Source organism: Chryseobacterium lathyri (assembly GCF_003290185.1).
Classification (GTDB): domain Bacteria; phylum Bacteroidota; class Bacteroidia; order Flavobacteriales; family Weeksellaceae; genus Chryseobacterium; species Chryseobacterium lathyri.
In genome coordinates this window covers 67110-84728 of sequence record NZ_QNFY01000002.1, presented here as the reverse complement: position 1 = coordinate 84728, position 17619 = coordinate 67110, and the positions used below count along the sequence as shown (strand labels likewise).

The following is a 17619-nucleotide window of genomic DNA, read 5'->3' as shown; positions in this document are numbered from 1 at the left end:
TTTAATTGTTCTAAATAAATAATAAAATTGATATTTGTCATAAATTATTAGTTGATGAATAGCAAAACCCCGCTTCAGTACTGCTGAAGCGGGGTTTTTATAAGATTTTATTATTGAATTCTTAGGCCGGAATTTCTCCTTTGTATAAGAAAGAAATAATTTCTTTGTTCATCTTGTCTACCATTTCACTGAATAAGTGGAATGATTCCTGTTTGTAAATTACCAGTGGATCTTTCTGTTCGTAAACAGCTCCCTGTGAAGACCTTCTCAGGTCATCCATTTCACGAAGGTGAAGTTTCCAGTTTTCATCAATGATGGATAAAGTGATGTTCTTTTCAAAATCATTGATCAGACTTTCACATTGAGTTTCGTAAGCTTCTTTAAGATCCGCAACAATAGTCATTGTCTTGTGACCATCTGTGAAAGGAACCTGGATCATTTTGAACATGGAACCCTGGTTTTGATATACGTTCTCAATGATAGGGAATGATTTCTCTTTCAGTAAGTTCAGTTTCATTTTATAATCTTCCTGAGCTGCTTTGAAAAGGAGATCTGTTAATTCAGGAACCTGCTTGCTCTTGAAGTCATTTTCAGAAACCGGAGATTCCATAGTGAAGAACTTAATGACATCAAATTCGAAATCCTTATAGTTTCCTGTAGCTTTTCCTTTAGCAACAATTGAATTGGAAACATCGAAAATCATGTTCGTAATGTCATATTTCAGGTGATCTCCGAACAGGGCATTCTTTCTTCTCTTATAGATTACGTCACGCTGCTTGTTCATTACGTCATCATATTCAAGAAGTCTTTTTCTGATCCCGAAGTTGTTTTCTTCCACTTTCTTCTGAGCTCTTTCAATAGACTTGCTGATCATAGAATGCTGAATAACTTCACCTTCCTTATGACCCATTCTGTCCATCATTTTTGCGATTCTCTCAGAACCGAATAAACGCATCAGGTTATCTTCAAGAGATACATAGAACTGAGAACTACCAGGGTCTCCCTGACGTCCCGCTCTACCTCTAAGCTGTCTGTCTACACGTCTTGAATCATGTCTTTCCGTACCGATAATGGCTAAACCACCAGCTTCTTTTACTTCTTTGGTAAGCTTGATATCCGTACCACGACCTGCCATGTTCGTTGCAATCGTTACAACTCCCGGCTGTCCTGCTCCGGCAACGATCTCCGCTTCTTTTTTGTGAAGCTTCGCATTCAGTACCTGGTGTGGAATTTTTCTTAATTGAAGCGCTTTAGAAAGCAACTGAGAGATTTCAACAGAAGTAGTACCTACAAGTACAGGTCTTTTTGCTGCTGTTAATTTTTCAATTTCCTCGATTACAGCGTTATATTTTTCACGGTTAGTTTTGAAAACTAGATCCTGTCTGTCATGTCTTAAGATAGGACGGTTGGTAGGAATTACCACAACATCTAATTTGTAGATTTCCCAAAGCTCTCCCGCCTCTGTTTCAGCAGTACCTGTCATCCCCGCAAGCTTATTGTACATACGGAAATAGTTCTGAAGCGTTACCGTTGCAAAGGTCTGCGTAGCTGCTTCAATTTTTACATTTTCTTTAGCTTCAATTGCCTGGTGGAGACCATCTGAATAACGTCTTCCCTCCATGATACGGCCTGTCTGCTCGTCAACAATCTTTACTTCACCGTCAATAACTACATACTCATCATCTTTTTCGAATAATGTATACGCTTTTAACAGCTGGCTCATCGTGTGTACACGCTCAGATTTTTCAGCGAATTCAGAGAAAAGTTTTTCTTTAGCTTCAAATTCTTCTTCTTTAGATAAATTTTTAGCCTCAACTTCTGCGATTTCTGTCCCGATATCCGGAAGAACGAAGAAATTGTTATCTTCATTTCCCTGAGACATGTATTCAACACCTTTATCCGTAAGATCTACCTGGTTGTTCTTTTCTTCTATTACAAAGTAAAGATCTTTATCTACAATCGGCATATCACGGTTGTTGTCCTGCATATACTGAGCCTCAGTTTTTTGAAGCAATGCTCTGTTTCCGCTTTCCGATAAGAATTTGATTAACTGTCTGTTTTTAGGGAGACCTCTGTATGCCTGAAGCAATTTGAATCCTCCTTCTTTTGTGTTTCCTGCAGCGATTAATTTTTTCGCCTCATTAAAGATGGAGGAAACTGTTTTTTTCTGAACTTCAACAATTCTGTCGATAGAAGGTTTAAGAACATCGAATTCCTGTCTGTCTCCCTGAGGAACCGGACCTGAAATAATCAACGGTGTTCTGGCATCATCTACCAATACGGAATCTACCTCATCCACAATGGCAAAGTTCAATTCTCTTTGCACAAGTTCTGTAGGTGAAGTTACCATGTTATCTCTCAGATAATCGAACCCGAATTCGTTATTCGTTCCGTAGGTAATATCTGAATTGTATGCTTTTCTTCTTCCGTCTGAGTTCGGCTGGTGGTTATCAATACAGTCGATAGACATTCCGTGGAACTGATAAAGAGGGCCCATCCATGCGGAGTCTCTTTTCGCAAGATAGTCGTTTACAGTTACTACGTGAACCCCTCTTTCAGGAAGAGCATTTAAGTAAATAGGCAATGTTCCTACCAAAGTTTTACCTTCACCGGTTGCCATTTCAGCAATTTTACCGCTGTGAAGAATAACCCCTCCGATAAACTGAACATCATAATGGACCATATCCCAAACTACAGGAGTTCCGGCTGCGTCCCATGAGCTTTTCCAGATTGCAGTATCTCCCTGAATCTCTACGAAATCTTTACCCGCAGCAGCCAATTGTCTGTCCCAATCAGTTGCTTTAACACGGATGCCTCCGTTCTGGGCCCATCTTCTTGCCGTTTCTTTTACCAGGGCAAAAGCTTCAGGAAGAACCTGAGCAAGAACTTTCTCTTCAATGTCGTATGATTCTTTCTTCAGAGATTCAATCTTTGAGAAAAGAGCTTCTTTTTCATCTACGTTAGTTGAATTTTTTACCTGCTCTTTTATTTGTTCTATCTGCGCTGTTATTTTGCTGGTTGAAGATTTTATGTTCTCTTTAAATTCAGCAGTTTTTTCTCTCAGCCCATCATCAGTTAACTGTTGAATGGCTGGTTCTACAGCTTTGATTTTTGTTACAACTTTTTTTACTTCTTTTAGGTCCTGCGCTTTTTTGTCTCCCAAAAACCCTTTAAGAACTTTGTTTAAAAAACTCATAAATTTTTTGCTTTATGCTTAAAGCAATATGCTTTAAGCGTTTTACTGACACGCTTATCGTGTGAATGTTTTATATAAAAAAGGGCAAAAAAGCTCTAAGCATGACGCTCAAAGCTTATTGCTTTCATTAATATTCGTCTTCGTTCCAAAGGAAATCCTCGTCGGTAGGATAATCACTCCAAACCTCTTCGATAGATTCATAGATTTCTCCTTCGTCTTCAATTGCCTGAAGGTTTTCAACTACTTCCATTGGTGCACCAGTTCTGATTGCATAGTCAATAAGTTCTGCTTTTGTCATTGGCCAAGGTGCGTCACTTAGGTATGAGGCTAATTCTAATGTCCAGTACATAATTTTCTGATTTTTTTTGCAAAAGTATAAAATTAGCTTATATTATACGCTTTTTTATACTTGATTTTCAATTCTTTTTGATTAATTTTTGTTCATTGCCCGTCATAGGCTGCATTACAGCTGTGTCAGCAACTTATATGATGTCATTTTCTCAAAAACCATTCCACAAATTTTTTTATGCCATTTTGGAAGTCTGTGTCTGGTTTGTAGCCAATTAATGCCTTTGCTTTTGTGATATCTGCACAGGTTTTCTGGACATCTCCCGGCTGCATTGGCAGATTTTTCTTCATGGCAGAAATTCCCAGGGCGGTTTCTATTGTGCCAAGCATTTTTGATAAAGTAATCACCTCACTTTCTCCTAGGTTAATAATTTCGTAAACCCCGGAATGAGCTTCTAAATAGAGAATGGATTTTGTGATTCCGTCGATAATATCATCAATATAAGTGTAGTCTCTTGCTGTATTTCCATCACCATAGAATGGTATTTCCTGTCCTTCTGAGATCAATTTTGTAAATTTATGGATGGCAAGATCCGGCCTCTGTCTGGGGCCGTATACGGTGAAGAACCTAAGCTGGATCATGTCTATATGATACAGGTTATGGTAAACGTGTCCCAAAATTTCGCCGCTTTTTTTAGTTGCAGCATAAGGTGAAATAGGGTGGTCTACATTATCTGCTTCTGAAAACGGAGTTTTTTCATTGTTGCCATAAACGCTTGACGAAGAGGCGCATATGAATTTATTGATGTTGAATTCTTTGCAGAGTTCCCAAAGATTCATCGTTCCACGTACATTTACTTCCTCATATTCCAGAGGCCTTTCAATGGACGGACGTACTCCTGCAAGGGCTGCAAGATGAATGACAAGGTCGATTTTGTGATTTTTAAAAATAGTTTCAAGTCCCTTTTTATCACGGATATCCTGATAATATAACTGATATTTATCCGATTGTGAAAGGCTAACCAGATGTGTAATATCGGTCTCTTTGTCCGAAAACTCAAAATCCGAAATTTTATCAATAGACTCTAATGTATTTTTAATTTTTGTCTGATAATTATAGAAATCATCAAAATTGTCAACGTTTATGACAGAATGTCCATTCCTTAATAATCGTTCTATTAAGTGTGAACCTATAAAGCCGCTTCCGCCAGTTACAAGATAAATCATTTGTGGATTTTTAATAGGCAAATTTATTAATAATACTTGAATGCTGTTTTCATACTTTTGTCAGAAAGAATAATACATGATCAATTTCCGAAAACTATTTGTATTACCCAAGGAAGAAGATGAAGAATTTACATTCCAGGAAATAGAAGAAGGAATTTATTTTCGGGGACATAATTTATGGCTTCTGGTAATTTCTATGGGAATTGCATGTGTAGGCCTGAATATCAACAGTTCAGCAGCTGTTATTGGTGCAATGCTTATTTCACCGTTAATGGGTCCAATTGTAGGAATGGCCTTTGGTCTTTCTACAGGAAACAGGAGGCTTATAAGACTTGGCATTATCAATTGGGTTCTGATGATTGTTGTTGCGATGTGTTCCTCCGCACTGTATTTTTTTGTTTCCCCTTTTCATTCAGAGACTTCTCAATTGGAAAGTTTTAAGACCGCTACGATTTTTGATTGTTTCCTGGCTTTATTGGGCGGCCTGGCCTGGTTCCTCGGAATTGTAAGGAAGGAAGCCGTAAAAGTAATTGCGGGTGTTGCTGTTTCCACGGCATGTATTCCGCCTCTTTGTACAGCTGGTTTTGGAATAGCGAATGGAAATTGGGAGTATTTTTGGGGAGGCTTTTATTTTTATCTTATCAATTGCTTTTTTATAGGAGTAGGAACCTGGATATTAAGTATATTTTTAGGGTATCAAAGATATTACAGAATAAAGGATAGATCTCACAACCGTAAAATTTCTGGTTTCATCAGTTTACTTTCAATCGTTATCTTAATTCCCAGTATTCTACTTACAAAAAAGAAATGGGAAAAGGAAAAGCTAAAGGAGCGTGCAGAAAATTATATTAAAAATATTAAAGAAAACCATTCGGAGCTGGCTATTATCAGCTATGAGGCATTTAAAGAAAATGATCAGGACTTTTTGAAGATAACACTTTTGAATGACAGTGTCACGATTAGTAAAAAAAGACTGGATGCCCACAATGAGCTGGTAAAAGATATTCACTTGATCTGGCAATATTCACCAGGGGTGAGAAGTTCTGAAAATCCGGAAATGCAAAAACTTCAGAGTCAGATAACAGCGCTGAAAGAAGAAATAGACAGGATCAAATCACAGAATAAAATCAAATAAATTTAATTTTAATATATTTACGATAAACAGAACAATTATGCAGTTTCAAGGGCAAATTTTAAAAATGACGAGTTTCGATGCACAGCCAATTCAATATTATCTCAATCTTTCTGGAGACCTTATCCATATGAATGAGCTGTTCGGAAAAGAATTGAGGGTAAAACACACCGGATTTCAGTGTGTTAACTGCGGAGAAAATAAACCTGTTTATAGAATGGGGTTCTGTAAAAACTGCTTCTTTGAAAGTCCTTACGCCAGTGATACAATTATACGGCCTGAGCTTTCTACGGCTCACTTGGGGGTCGCTGAACGTGACCTGGAAGTGGAAAAACAAATCCAACTGCAGCCTCATACCGTATATCTTGCTTATACCGGGGATGTAAAAGTTGGTGTAACGAGAAATAACCAGATCCCGACGAGATGGATCGATCAGGGGGCCACTTTTGCCCTTCCGATCGCCAGAACAGAGAACCGTTATGAAGCAGGAATGATAGAAGTTGCTTTAAAAGAGCATCTTCCTGATAAAACAAACTGGAAAAAAATGCTTCAGGATGATTTTGAAGGCGAAATAGATCTTGCCGATTTCCAGCAGAAGATCAGGCAGTATTTTCCTGAGGATTTTGAGAAGTTCTACAGCGAAGGAGAAAACTTATGGAAATTCGATTATCCTTTTGAAAAACCAGCTAAAATAACGTCTTTCACTCTGGATAAGAAACCTGAGTTTACCGGAAAGCTTATCGGTATCAAAGGACAGTACTTAAGTTTTCAAGGGGGAGATTTCATGAATGTGAGAGGACATGAGGGGTATGTAATTGAGCTGGAAATAAAAAATTAATCCTTATATTTAAAATAACGAAAACCAAATCACAAATATGAATAAATGGGTTAAAAAGTTATTGATAGGCCTTGGAATTCTGTTGCTCATTCTTCTGGCTGCAAATTTCGGGTTGAATATCTGGCTTAAAACCCAGCTTCCTGAATATATAAAGAATAATACCGACTATAAGGTTTCCTATAAAAAACTGGATGTAGATCTTGGTTCAGGAAATATTTTTGTAGCAGGAATAACGGTAAACAGCAAAGACCCCCAAAATACCAACGTAATTGGACTCCAGGGAACAATTGATACCCTAAAGATCAGCCGTTTCGGAATTTATGATGCTGTTTTCAATAAAAGAATCAGCTCATCTGACCTTCTGCTGGCGAAACCCAATTTAAATATCAGCCTTGCCAAACCTGTAGACCATAAAACGGGAAAAAAGCGAAATCCGGTTTTGTTTGAAAATATAAGGATCAATAAAGGGGTCATCAATATTTTTAAGCATACCAAACAGAAATTTCTGTCCGTGAAGGATCTAGATCTTTTTGTAGAAAATCTCCAGATGACCGAAGAGTCTGTAGAAGATAAGCTTCCGGTAGTTTTTGACCGTTATGATATCAAAGGGAGGAATTTTTTCTTTCGTCCGGATAATGTTTATGCCATTACCATCAGCAATATTGCAACGTCAAACGGACAGATGTCGGTCGGAAATTTTCGTCTGATTCCGCTGCTTTCTTTCGAACAGTTTAAAAGATTCTATCCCAAGAAACCAAAACTGTTTGAGTTTTCCATTCCAAAAATGGATTTTAAAGATGTGGTTTTAAAGAAGAACAAAATTTCGCTGGCCAATGCTGATTTTCAAAATCCGGTTCTTAATGTATATAATACCGGAGTAACCCCCCAAAAGGCTGAGAGAAAAATGAATTTTGAGATCAATCTGAAAGATGTGAGACTTAACAACCTCTCCGTATTGGTCAATAAACCTGACGGAAGCAGGCTGTTTTTTGCAAAAACACTGAATGTAAAAGTCAACCAGCTGAAGTTTGATAAGGTCACTGCGGCAGAAGTGATTCCTGTTGGATATAAAGATTTCCATTTTTCAGGAAAGGATATACAGTACTCAAATCACCGGAACTTTGCTGTTGAGAGCTTTGCATTAAACCCCAAAAGCGGCGAAATCAGGAATCTGATCCTCTCTCCCGGAACAATGGCAGCAGAGAAGGGTTCTATGGATTTAAAAACCAGTCATATTGCATTCAACATTAATAAGTTTGAATTTATTGACAGAAAACTTAATCTTGATCTTAAAGATGTTCTTGTTGAGAATATAAACGGAACGATTAAGGCTGCTGAAAGCAAAGTGAAAAAGAACCATGGCCAGGGAATAATACAATCTGTAATAGTCCGGAAAATGACTCTTAAAAACTCTGATATTGTTTACGATAAAGGAATGCAGCCATTGGCATTTCATGACCTCAATGCGACTGTCAATGCCATTGAAATAGCTCGAAAACCTAATGGCCAAGGGCTCTCTTTCAAAATTAGAGACTATTTCCTCACAACCCGGAACTTCGCTTATAAAACACAATTTTATAATTTAAGCGCCAGTCTTTTAAAATTAAATAAAAATAAAGTTCAGATCAATAACTTTGCGATGAAGCCTCTCGTTTCAAGAGCACAGTTTATCAGAATGATACCTGTTGAACGGGATCTGTACGACCTCAAGGCGACACAGATAACGGCAGACGGAAGCTGGGACCTGTTTTCGGATAATAAATCCATCAATGCTTCCAATGTGAGTGTTCTTGCTGCAAATGCCAATATTTTCAGAAGTAAGATTCCCAAAGATGATCCTAAAATAAAACCTTTGTATTCCAGGTTGCTAAGGTCTATAAAAATTCCAATGACCGTTAATAACCTTGACCTGAAAAATTCAGTTCTGGTCTATGAAGAAGACACTCCGGAAAGTGCAGGGCCCGGAAAACTGACGTTCAGTAGTTTTAATATGAACGTTAAAAATCTTAATTCTGCCAAAACAAAAGGAAGATCTACAAAAGTAGATATCAACATCAACTGCTCGTTTATGAACCTGGCGCCGCTTTCTGTCAATTGGGGCTTTGATGTGGCAGATCATACCGATGCATTTTCAATTTCCGGGAAAACAACCAATCTTCCTGCAGGCGGAATTAATCCGTTTATCAGACCTTACCTTCATGTCACGGCCACTTCTGGAACAATTCAGCAAATGTTATTTAATTTCAAAGGAAATCCTGCAGGAATACACGGAACATTCAACCTGAAACATAAAGATCTCAAAATTGCCGTTCTGAATAAGGATAATCATGAGAAAAAGGGTGTACTGACTGCTGTTGCCAATCTCTTTATAAGATCCGACTCCGAAAAATTTCCTGAAGCCGTTGCAGTGGAAAATGTTGAAAGAGACCCTACAAAATCATTCTTCAATCTTTTCTGGAAAGGAATTGAGCAGGGGCTGAAGAAGACTTTAATAGGTGTGAATATTGATAAAACCGAGAAAACCGTAAAAGATGCCGTTTCTTCTGTAAAAGAAGTAAAACAAACAGTAAAAGAACTGAAACAGGATATTAAAGCAAAAAAAGAAGAGCCTAAGCCACAGAAAAAGGAAAAGAAAGGCTTCCTGAAAGGAGTTTTTAAGAAAAAAGAAAAACCCGTAACTGAATAGTTCCGGGATATATCTTAAGGGATAAAGTTGTTCTTTCTGGATTTAATCTTTAAGCCGCTAAAAGTTAAATTCATCACTTTCCAGAATAGGAATGTCTCTTAAAAATTTATCAAATTCTTCTCCCGGATAGTTGCTGTCTGCCCCGTAAGAGTCTATAATCATTCCTCGGTTTCCTTCATTATCCTTTACAACGTACAATACTGCGCTATCATCAGGATTGCTGTCTCCTTCAAAACGGTAAGTTTTTAAAATGGTCAGCTCTGACGGCTGGTATACTTTTTCTGAATTTTCAAATTTCATTTCGCAGGCCTCATTCATTCTGAATTCTCTATGTATTCCTCTTCCTGCAAGAGTATTCATGACCTGGCTCAAAGTTGTCATCCTGTCGTTATTTTCTGAATTATCCATAATATTATTTTCTTAAACTACTACAATAATTAAACCATTGATTTGTCAAATTTACATAAAAAGACAATTACATCTTTGATTAAAATAATGCTGAATGTTAACAAAATTTATAATTCAAAAAAATAAAATAGGTATACTTTTTGCAATAACTACTTTAATAAATCGGACAAAATATGAAAAAAGAAGTTGGCGTTTTACTGGCAGGGGGAGTTGGTCTTTTGGCAGTATTAGGTTTTATTGGAATAAAAAAGATATTGACTAAAAAAGATAAAAAATATAGTGATACCTATTCGGATTATCACAGACATTTTGATGAAAAAAACCACGATGATGAATATCACGGAGTGGAATTTTATGCACTGAAGTAGTAAAAGAATATATTTAATTATGTTAAATCCGGCTCTGTCAAAGGGGCCGGATTTTTTGTGGATAACTTTAATGTTAAAACTTATATTTTATAAGAAATCCACTTTAATTTTACATCACAATGCAGAACGAAAAATTCATAAAAGGACAAGGAGCGCAGCGAAACGTGATCAACCGTTTCGACAGGTATACCTATGAGCCGGATGATGAAGATTTCGAAACCGTAAAAACTTCTTTTACGGAAGTTTTTCCGAAAACCATTGTGAATCAGGTGAAAAGCGAAGACCTGCCCATGGAATATTCCATGAATCCGTATCAGGGCTGCGAACACGGATGTTCCTATTGCTTTGCAAGACCCACCCATGAATATTGGGGCTATAGTGCCGGAATTGATTTTGAAAGAAAAATCATGGTAAAGAAAAATGCTCCGGAACTGTTAGAGAAATTTTTTCAGAAAAGAGGTTACAGACCAGCACCTATCCTTCTTTCCGGAAACACTGACTGCTATCAGCCTGCAGAAAGGCAGTTTGAAATCACCCGAAAACTACTTCAGGTCTGCCTGGATTACAGACATCCAGTTAATATTCTGACAAAAAATGCGCTTGTTCTGAGAGACCTGGATATTCTAAAACCTATGGCGGAGCAGAACCTGGTTTCTGTGTCACTTAGTATACCTACTATTAATGAAGAGCTTAGGCGGAAAATGGAACCGAGAACAAGCTCGGCTCCGAATAAACTGAAGGCTGTAGAGATTCTTACAGAAAACAAAATTCCCGTGCATGTCATGGTGGCACCCATTATTCCCGGGCTGAACAGTGATGAGCCGTTAAGCATTTTAAAAGCTATTTCCGATGCAGGAGCCTTAAGCTTCGGGTATACGTTGGTAAGGCTCAATGATACGGTAGAGCCTGTTTTTGTCAATTGGATAGAAACCCATTTCCCGGACAGGGCACAAAAGGTTTTAAATCTTATCCGATCTATGCGAGGAGGAAAACTGGGTGACAAAAGATATTTTGAAAGACAGAGAGGAGAGGGGAATATCGCTGAAATGATTCACAATACATTCAAAATCGGGAGAAAGAAATTTTTTGACGGAAGCGAATTTCCCAAACTGTCTACAGCGAATTTTACCGGAGCCAAAGATCAGCAATTGAGGCTGTTCGATTGAATTTAAAGAGTTTTAGCTAAAGTCTTTCTTAAATAAAAACCGCTCCAAAAGGAACGGTTTTCTTATTCGTTTTTGATTTCAAAATTACATAGAGTCATCCGGACATTGGAAATCATCGCTGCAAGCTGCACAGATTACAGTTCCGCTGCAATAATACATACAGAATTCCGGTTCTGGAAGCTTAATTGCTCCTGCTCCTGAGATGCTTTTTAACTGGCCTTTGTTTAGTTTTTTTAAATTTTTCATACTGTTTTAATTAAAAATTTGATATTAAAGTAAAGATAATTAAAATATTTTTAACTAAAAATAAGATATGGTAGGTTTTAATATTAAAAATTTGTGATATAAAAATAAAAGTCAATAATTAATCTGAAGGGTATCCTATTACCTTGGTACCCGGAATACAGATTAATTATTGACTTTTTTATATTACTTTTTGATAAGTCCTAATTCAATAAGTCTTTCATGTAAAAATTCTCCTGCAGTTGTATCTTCATACAGCTTCGGATTGTTTTCATCAATACAGTTTTCAAGAGCATTCAATGACATTTCGCTCACCGGATGCATAAAGAACGGAATAGAATATCTTGATGTTCCCCATAATTCTCTTGGAGGGTTAACCACTCTGTGAATAGTAGATTTCAATTTGTTGTTGGTATGTCTTGAGAGCATATCTCCAACATTGATCATTAATTCATCCGGTTCAGCAATCGCATCAATCCATTCTCCGTTGTGGTTTTGAACCTGAAGGCCTTTTCCCTGAGATCCCATCAGAAGAGTGATCAGGTTGATGTCTCCATGAGCGGCAGCTCTTACCGCATCATCCGGCTCCTGGGTAATTGGTGGATAGTGGATGGGTCTTAAAATAGAGTTTCCTTCAGCGATTTTATCGTCAAAATAAAACTCGTCCAGACCAAGATACAGAGCCAAAGCTCTTAATACATACTGGCCTGTTTTTTCGAGCATTTGATAGGCTTCTTTACCTACTTCATTGAATTTTGGAAGCTCATCAACGATCACGTTGTCAGGATACTCGGATTTGTATTTTGAATCATCAGACACATACTGTCCGAAATGCCAAAATTCTTTTAAATCACCTTTTTTGAAACCCTTAGCGGTTTCTTTACCGAATCCTACGTAACCTCTCTGGCCACCGATTCCTGGAATTTCATACTTCTGCTTCGTTTCTACAGGGAGTTCAAAAAAGTTTTTAACTTCTCCGTAGAGTTCATCTACTAGTTTGTCATCAAGAAAATGGCCTTTTAAGGCAACAAAACCAATTTCTTCATAAGCTTTTCCGATTTCATTTACAAATTTCTGTTTGCGTTCCGGGTTGTCCGAAAGGAAATCACGCAGGTCTACACTAGGTATTTTATCCATTTTTAGAAATTTACGAATCACAAAATTACATATTTTTTAAATGAAATAATTCTAAAATAAGTATTTATCAGTTAAATTTGCTGTATGAAAAAATATTCTTCTAAGAGAAGTATTCAGATACTTGCCCATCTTCTTCAGCAGTACGGAATTTCAGATGTTATCATTTCCCCGGGATCTAGAAATGCGCCCCTGGCGATTCATTTTTCGGAAATTGATGCTTTCAACTGTTACAGTATTGTAGATGAAAGGAGTGCAGCTTTTGTAGGAATAGGAATGGCTAAAAGTGAGAAAAAGCCGGTAGCAATAACATGTACCAGCGGCTCTGCAGTGGCCAACTACTACCCAGCAGTTACAGAAGCTTTCTATCAGAATGTTCCGCTTTTGATCCTGACCGCCGACCGGCCTACGGATTTTGTAGATATTTTTGACGGGCAAACCATCAGGCAGAAGGATATTTTTCATCAGCATTCTTATGGTGACTTTCAGCTCTTGGAAGACAGTAAAGAAAATGCAGAGGATGTTAATTTTGACATTATTAAAAAAGCAATCGAGCTTTGTTTTGAAAAACAGGGACCGGTACACATCAATATTCCGTTGGAAGAGCCTTTATATGAGCTGGTTTCAGAGCTTCCCTCTTTTCCCTCCGTTGAAAAAACGATCAGGCATAAGGAATATGAGGTGCCATCCAATTTAATTGCAGACTGGCATACGTCCCAGAGAATTATGATTCTTGTGGGAACCAAAGATCACAGCCCGGAGCTGGAAAATCAATTAACGCAACTGGTGAAAAACCATTCTGTTGTTGTATTGAGTGAAGCTAACTCTAATCTGTATCATGAGAAGTTTTTCAGGCATATTGACCGTTATATTTTTAATTTTACTGAAGAGGATTATAAAACCTATGCTCCGGATCTTCTGATTACGGTAGGTCAGAATGTTGTTTCCAAAAAAGTAAAACAATTCCTGAGAAGTGCCCGTCCGAAGCAACATTGGCACCTGGATGAAGTGTGGCAGCCTGATACCTATTTCTCTCTGACTGAAAAGATTGAAGTGAAGCCGGAGGTTTTCTTTTCCAAGCTTCTGAAATTCATCAACCTTGAACCTAGACCCTATTTTAATCTTTGGGACGTTCTAAGGGATAAAAAAGATGCTAAACATGAACAATTCCTGAATAAAGCCGAATTTTCGGATTTTTATTTCTTTAATAAAGCTTCACAGACCATTCCTGAAAATTACAATATCCATTTCAGTAATTCCTCCGCGATCAGATATGCACAGCTCTTTGATTTTGGAAAAAGGAAAATGTACTGTAACAGAGGAACAAGTGGTATAGATGGCTCTACTTCTACGGCAATGGGTTTTGCCATAAAAAATGCAAATCCAACCCTGCTTATTACAGGGGATTTAGGCTTTTTCTATGATATCAACGGGCTTTGGAACCAATATATTCCACCATTTGTAAGAATTATTATTTTCAATAACGGGGAAGGAAATATTTTTAAAATTATTCCGGGACCGGGTAATGCCAATCCCAATACTTTAGACGAATTTATAGCGACAAAACACCGCAAACATGCTGAACATTTAGCAAAACATTTCGGTTTCTCCTACATCAAAGTGGAAGATGAGCCTACGCTGGACCGTGTGCTGGAGAATTTCTTCAAACCTGATCTGCAGCCGAAAATCCTTGAGGTAAATACATACGGGAAAAACAGTGCAGATGTTCAGAAAGCTTATTTCGAGTTCATGAAAGGGAATTAAAGATCAAGATATTCTTCGTTCCCCGGTAAATTTGTAATCTTGTCAATAGGATAAATAAACATGTCATCAAAATCATTCAGAGCATTAATCAGTTGAAAATGAGAAAACTGCTTAATGTTCTGAAGTGTGATTTCAGTTTCTTTTATCTTTTTATGCTTCAGAAGATTCTGCCTCTGTACTCCGTTCAGCAGATAAGTAGCCGGCGTAAACCAGTCCTTACCTTTTAAGAAAAGAATGTTAGAAAAAGAAGTGTCAGTGATGTGGTTGTTTTTAACAATGATGATCTCTTCAGCTTTTGATTTCATTTTCATCTTGTCCAGTTCCTTACGGTCTTCAAATTTGAAAGAATAGTCAAAGCTGTTGTTTTCAACCAACTGGAAGCTCTGTATTTCAGGAATGGCGTATGGAATCATCATTGTCCGTACCCTTTTATCAAGGTCATAGGAAAGTCTCAGTTTGAAAAGACCGTCCTCATCATGTTCGAGATTTTTGAAGATCTTGGCCAGATCAATAGAGCCCTCTTTCCCGAAATGGGCAAAAGTCTGGTTGATACGTTTTTGATGTAGTTCCAGAAGAAAAATCTCCTGATCTTCTACTTTTATGCTTTCAATGAATTGGGACATAGATTTTATTTTTCATTTCCTGATATTCGTCTTCTAACTTGCTCATATGCGTTATACCGCCACCGCTTTTGAAATAAAGCAGGTCTCCCTCTTTTTCAATAAAGCGTATCATCACACAGCTGTCAAGGTTTTCACCGTCAAACCAGCCGCATACTCCGGTATAATAACCCCTGTCATATCCTTCCGCATCTAAGATTATTTCCAGTGTTCTCGGCTTTGGAGCGCCGAGAATTGACCCGGCGGGAAGCAGTTTTTCCATCATGCTGCCTATTTTTCCTGCAAACTCTGGCTTTATATTTCCTGAAATTTCAGAACTCATCGCATACAGGTCTTTTTGCTGTGTCCTGATGAGGTCTATATGCTGGAACTGGTCAACTTTCACATTATCTGCAACCATGCTGAGATCATTCCGGAGAAGATCCACAACAGTATAATGCTCCGCTTTTTCTTTTTTGTCGTTTTTCAAAACTTCAGCCGCGTTTTCCAATGATGCATCAATAGTACCTTTCATTGGATAAGTCAAAATTTTGCCGTCAATAATCTTTACAAAAGTTTCAGGAGAAAAAAATACAAAAAAATCTTTATAAAACACTTTATACTTCGCATTTGAGTGATAAAAAATTTCTTCGAGGCTTAAATTGGTCTGAATCCTAGTCTTTCTTGTATAATTGACAAGATAAGAATTTCCCAGACGAATATTTTTCTGAACCTTATCAAATCCTTTTTTAAAGCTTTCCAGCGTTTCCGGAAATGATTCCCATTCAATTTTTTTATTGAGGGTGTGTTTCTGTTTTGAGTTTGATAGTTGCTGAAAATCAACTAACAAGCCTGATTTATTAATTTCATTTTCTCTATAGATTTCTATATTCTCCGAAAGGAAATCGATCATGAAAAAGTACGGAACCTTCTGAAGGGAAAGTTCGTCCATTTCCATAAATTTTTGATGATTCATTGAAAACATCCTGCAAAAATAATTAATGATGATTACTTTTGTGTAAAATTTTTTTAATGCAGAGCAGATATCCTCAGAAACCAGGAATAGATTTTATACTGAAGCAGGCTTTTTTCTATTGGAATAAGACTCTTTTCTTTCAATTAATATTTTCAATTTTTTATTTTGGGATCTTTTTTACGGTGCTTTTCTTCTTTGATGGGAAGTATGGTATTTTAGCACAATATGCAGAAGCGGCGAAATATGCAAAAGATGGCATGGAAGCGTATTCTGCGCAGATCGTAAAAATGCAGTCCAATCCGGGATTCCAATATTTTTCCTGGGCTATTATCGGAACTTCTATTTTTCTTTATCCCCTTAATATTGGGTTTTATCAGATTTACAGGAAAATTGACATGAATGAAAAACTGGAACTTGGAGATCTGCTTGTAGGATACAATGGGTTTAATTTTTTCAAATATATAGGATATTATATTTTCTGGTCATTTGTCTATGTCTATACATTTCAGACTATTATCCTAGCTGTTATATGGGTATTTGTCACCATTTTTGTTGCCCCACTGATGTTTTTTAACAATAAACGGATTTTCGAAGCTGTTTCACTGAATCTTCAGGCTTTAAGAAAATATTTTTTAGAAATACTGGTCTGCGTTATTGTTGCGATTTTCTTTAAGTTTATTGGGTTTGCATTATTTTTTATAGGCGGACTCTTTACGTTTCCGTTTTGGAACGCAATGATTTACTCACTGTATAAAATGATTTTCTCGGAAAAAAGTTAAACTTTCAAAAGGTTTAATATGTTTTTATGCCAAAAAAAGTTAAATTTGGTGAAACCATTAAATATTAAACTATGTCAGAATTTAACGAATTTGATCAACAGGGATCCGTTCCAAACAGGGATACAGGATCCATTATTTCGCATTCATTTGAAATGTATAAAGGCGTTTTTCTTTACGGAATCGTCGCGATGATAATTTACCTTATAGGAGGATTCATCATTCAGTCTGTCAGCGGGTTCAATTCTGCGTCCATGATGGAAGAAATGAAAGATGCAGGTGGAGATTACTCTAATTTCAGCTACTGGAATGCTCCAGGATTTTCGCTTTATCTTTCATTGTCCGGTCTTCTGGGGATTTTATTGGCTCCATTATACGTAGGACTGATCTATATAGTGAATAAATACAATACTAAAATTCAGATCGATTTTGCAGACCTTTTCATCGGATATAAGCAGAATTTTGTGAATATCCTGATCTACAGTATTCTTTCGGGGATTATTTCAAGTGTTGCGATGGCGCTGTGCTTTTTCCCGTTTATTTTTGTTTATCCTTTCCTTTTATTGGGGTATCCTATTCTATTATTCGAAAATGCATCGGCTACTGAAGCATTAGGGAAGTCTTTTAACATTGCCAAAGAAAATTACGGAACGTTTCTTGGTACTACCGTATTGGGAGGACTGATCTCTATTGCCGGAATTGTTTTATGCGGTATTGGTATTATCTTAACGGCTCCTTTTATGATGATCGTCATGTATTCTGCTTATTGTGCTTTTTTAGGAAAACCGAGACAAATCGAATTTAAGAAATAAATAAAA

At 37.1% G+C, this 17619-nt stretch carries 16 protein-coding genes; 8 read left to right on the top strand and 8 right to left on the bottom strand.

The annotated features are described in order from the left end of the window. Positions 1 to 121: 121 nt before the first annotated feature. The 3 genes from secA to DRF61_RS02555 form a co-directional block, all read right to left on the bottom strand. Positions 122 to 3196, bottom strand: a complete 3075-nt coding sequence (gene secA / locus DRF61_RS02565) for a preprotein translocase subunit SecA (protein WP_111953761.1) — start codon at positions 3194 to 3196, stop codon at positions 122 to 124. A gap of 127 nt (positions 3197 to 3323) precedes the next feature. Further along, positions 3324 to 3545 (bottom strand): DUF2795 domain-containing protein, encoded by a 222-nt coding sequence (locus DRF61_RS02560; protein WP_002662059.1) that lies wholly within the window; start codon positions 3543 to 3545, stop codon positions 3324 to 3326. A 143-nt stretch (positions 3546 to 3688) separates the two neighbouring features. Further along, a complete protein-coding gene (locus DRF61_RS02555) occupies positions 3689 to 4711 on the bottom strand; it encodes a GDP-mannose 4,6-dehydratase (RefSeq protein ID WP_111953759.1) in 1023 nt (340 codons plus the stop codon). 76 nt (positions 4712 to 4787) lie between these two features. Between DRF61_RS02555 and DRF61_RS02550 the strand changes: the two genes are divergently transcribed. Genes DRF61_RS02550 through DRF61_RS02540 form a run of 3 tightly spaced genes read left to right on the top strand, consistent with a single transcriptional unit; the run spans position 4788 to position 9367 of the window. Continuing rightward, positions 4788 to 5846, top strand: coding sequence for a DUF389 domain-containing protein (locus DRF61_RS02550; protein ID WP_111953757.1), 1059 nt, complete (start codon positions 4788 to 4790; stop codon positions 5844 to 5846). A gap of 37 nt (positions 5847 to 5883) precedes the next feature. Beyond that, on the top strand, positions 5884 to 6681 hold the full coding sequence (locus DRF61_RS02545) for a DUF2797 domain-containing protein (RefSeq protein ID WP_111953755.1): 798 nt from the start codon (positions 5884 to 5886) through the stop codon (positions 6679 to 6681). Positions 6682 to 6718: 37 nt separating this feature from the next. Beyond that, complete coding sequence (locus DRF61_RS02540; RefSeq protein WP_111953753.1) at positions 6719 to 9367, top strand: hypothetical protein; 2649 nt, start codon at positions 6719 to 6721, stop codon at positions 9365 to 9367. Between the two features lie 57 nt (positions 9368 to 9424). Here the strand turns inward: DRF61_RS02540 and DRF61_RS02535 are convergent, their stop codons facing one another. Further along, on the bottom strand, positions 9425 to 9775 hold the full coding sequence (locus DRF61_RS02535; protein ID WP_111953751.1) for a hypothetical protein: 351 nt from the start codon (positions 9773 to 9775) through the stop codon (positions 9425 to 9427). A gap of 173 nt (positions 9776 to 9948) precedes the next feature. On the opposite strand from DRF61_RS02535, the gene DRF61_RS02530 reads away from it, so the two are divergent. Together DRF61_RS02530 and DRF61_RS02525 are read left to right on the top strand one after the other, a co-directional pair. Next, positions 9949 to 10143: a hypothetical protein gene (locus tag DRF61_RS02530; RefSeq protein WP_111953749.1), complete on the top strand. Its 195-nt coding sequence runs from the start codon at positions 9949 to 9951 to the stop codon at positions 10141 to 10143. A gap of 119 nt (positions 10144 to 10262) precedes the next feature. After that, entirely contained in the window at positions 10263 to 11309 is a 1047-nt protein-coding gene (locus tag DRF61_RS02525; RefSeq protein WP_111953747.1) for a PA0069 family radical SAM protein, read from the top strand. An 84-nt stretch (positions 11310 to 11393) separates the two neighbouring features. Here DRF61_RS02525 and DRF61_RS22775 read toward each other — a convergent pair whose 3' ends face one another. Next, positions 11394 to 11555 carry a bacteriocin-like protein gene (locus tag DRF61_RS22775; RefSeq protein WP_167409392.1) on the bottom strand — a complete coding sequence of 54 codons (162 nt, stop codon included), beginning with the start codon at positions 11553 to 11555 and terminating at the stop codon, positions 11394 to 11396. 183 nt (positions 11556 to 11738) lie between these two features. Then, positions 11739 to 12689: an isopenicillin N synthase family dioxygenase gene (locus tag DRF61_RS02520; protein WP_111953745.1), complete on the bottom strand. Its 951-nt coding sequence runs from the start codon at positions 12687 to 12689 to the stop codon at positions 11739 to 11741. Between the two features lie 84 nt (positions 12690 to 12773). Here DRF61_RS02520 and menD point away from each other — a divergent pair, with 84 nt between their 5' ends. Then, positions 12774 to 14450, top strand: a complete 1677-nt coding sequence (gene menD, locus DRF61_RS02515) for a 2-succinyl-5-enolpyruvyl-6-hydroxy-3-cyclohexene-1-carboxylic-acid synthase (RefSeq protein WP_111953743.1) — start codon at positions 12774 to 12776, stop codon at positions 14448 to 14450. Here menD and DRF61_RS02510 read toward each other — a convergent pair. Both DRF61_RS02510 and DRF61_RS02505 read right to left on the bottom strand, forming a co-directional pair. After that, positions 14447 to 15073 carry an aminotransferase class IV gene (locus DRF61_RS02510; protein ID WP_111953741.1) on the bottom strand — a complete coding sequence of 209 codons (627 nt, stop codon included), beginning with the start codon at positions 15071 to 15073 and terminating at the stop codon, positions 14447 to 14449. The genes menD and DRF61_RS02510 overlap by 4 nt on opposite strands. Then, positions 15057 to 16034, bottom strand: coding sequence for an aminodeoxychorismate synthase component I (locus tag DRF61_RS02505; protein ID WP_111953739.1), 978 nt, complete (start codon positions 16032 to 16034; stop codon positions 15057 to 15059). Before DRF61_RS02505 ends, DRF61_RS02510 begins: the two co-directional genes overlap by 17 nt. Before the next feature lie 47 nt (positions 16035 to 16081). Here DRF61_RS02505 and DRF61_RS02500 point away from each other — a divergent pair, with 47 nt between their 5' ends. Together DRF61_RS02500 and DRF61_RS02495 are read left to right on the top strand one after the other, a co-directional pair. Next, positions 16082 to 16804 (top strand): hypothetical protein, encoded by a 723-nt coding sequence (locus DRF61_RS02500; protein ID WP_111953737.1) that lies wholly within the window; start codon positions 16082 to 16084, stop codon positions 16802 to 16804. Between the two features lie 71 nt (positions 16805 to 16875). Next, a complete protein-coding gene (locus tag DRF61_RS02495) occupies positions 16876 to 17613 on the top strand; it encodes a beta-carotene 15,15'-monooxygenase (protein WP_111953735.1) in 738 nt (245 codons plus the stop codon). Positions 17614 to 17619 lie beyond the last annotated feature (6 nt).

Excerpts from the sequence above, each read along its gene's own strand:
- secA (WP_111953761.1), bottom strand. The coding sequence starts at position 3,196 with ATGAGTTTTTTAAACAAAGTTCTTAAAGGGTTTTTGGGAGACAAAAAA.
- DRF61_RS02505 (WP_111953739.1), bottom strand. The coding sequence starts at position 16,034 with ATGTTTTCAATGAATCATCAAAAATTTATGGAAATGGACGAACTTTCC.
- DRF61_RS02550 (WP_111953757.1), top strand. The coding sequence starts at position 4,788 with ATGATCAATTTCCGAAAACTATTTGTATTACCCAAGGAAGAAGATGAA.
- DRF61_RS02530 (WP_111953749.1), top strand. The coding sequence starts at position 9,949 with ATGAAAAAAGAAGTTGGCGTTTTACTGGCAGGGGGAGTTGGTCTTTTG.
- DRF61_RS02535 (WP_111953751.1), bottom strand. The coding sequence starts at position 9,775 with ATGGATAATTCAGAAAATAACGACAGGATGACAACTTTGAGCCAGGTC.
- DRF61_RS02520 (WP_111953745.1), bottom strand. The coding sequence starts at position 12,689 with ATGGATAAAATACCTAGTGTAGACCTGCGTGATTTCCTTTCGGACAAC.
- DRF61_RS02555 (WP_111953759.1), bottom strand. The coding sequence starts at position 4,711 with ATGATTTATCTTGTAACTGGCGGAAGCGGCTTTATAGGTTCACACTTA.
- DRF61_RS02510 (WP_111953741.1), bottom strand. The coding sequence starts at position 15,073 with ATGTCCCAATTCATTGAAAGCATAAAAGTAGAAGATCAGGAGATTTTT.
- DRF61_RS22775 (WP_167409392.1), bottom strand. The coding sequence starts at position 11,555 with ATGAAAAATTTAAAAAAACTAAACAAAGGCCAGTTAAAAAGCATCTCA.
- DRF61_RS02500 (WP_111953737.1), top strand. The coding sequence starts at position 16,082 with ATGCAGAGCAGATATCCTCAGAAACCAGGAATAGATTTTATACTGAAG.
- DRF61_RS02560 (WP_002662059.1), bottom strand. The coding sequence starts at position 3,545 with ATGTACTGGACATTAGAATTAGCCTCATACCTAAGTGACGCACCTTGG.
- DRF61_RS02525 (WP_111953747.1), top strand. The coding sequence starts at position 10,263 with ATGCAGAACGAAAAATTCATAAAAGGACAAGGAGCGCAGCGAAACGTG.
- DRF61_RS02545 (WP_111953755.1), top strand. The coding sequence starts at position 5,884 with ATGCAGTTTCAAGGGCAAATTTTAAAAATGACGAGTTTCGATGCACAG.
- DRF61_RS02495 (WP_111953735.1), top strand. The coding sequence starts at position 16,876 with ATGTCAGAATTTAACGAATTTGATCAACAGGGATCCGTTCCAAACAGG.
- DRF61_RS02540 (WP_111953753.1), top strand. The coding sequence starts at position 6,719 with ATGAATAAATGGGTTAAAAAGTTATTGATAGGCCTTGGAATTCTGTTG.
- menD (WP_111953743.1), top strand. The coding sequence starts at position 12,774 with ATGAAAAAATATTCTTCTAAGAGAAGTATTCAGATACTTGCCCATCTT.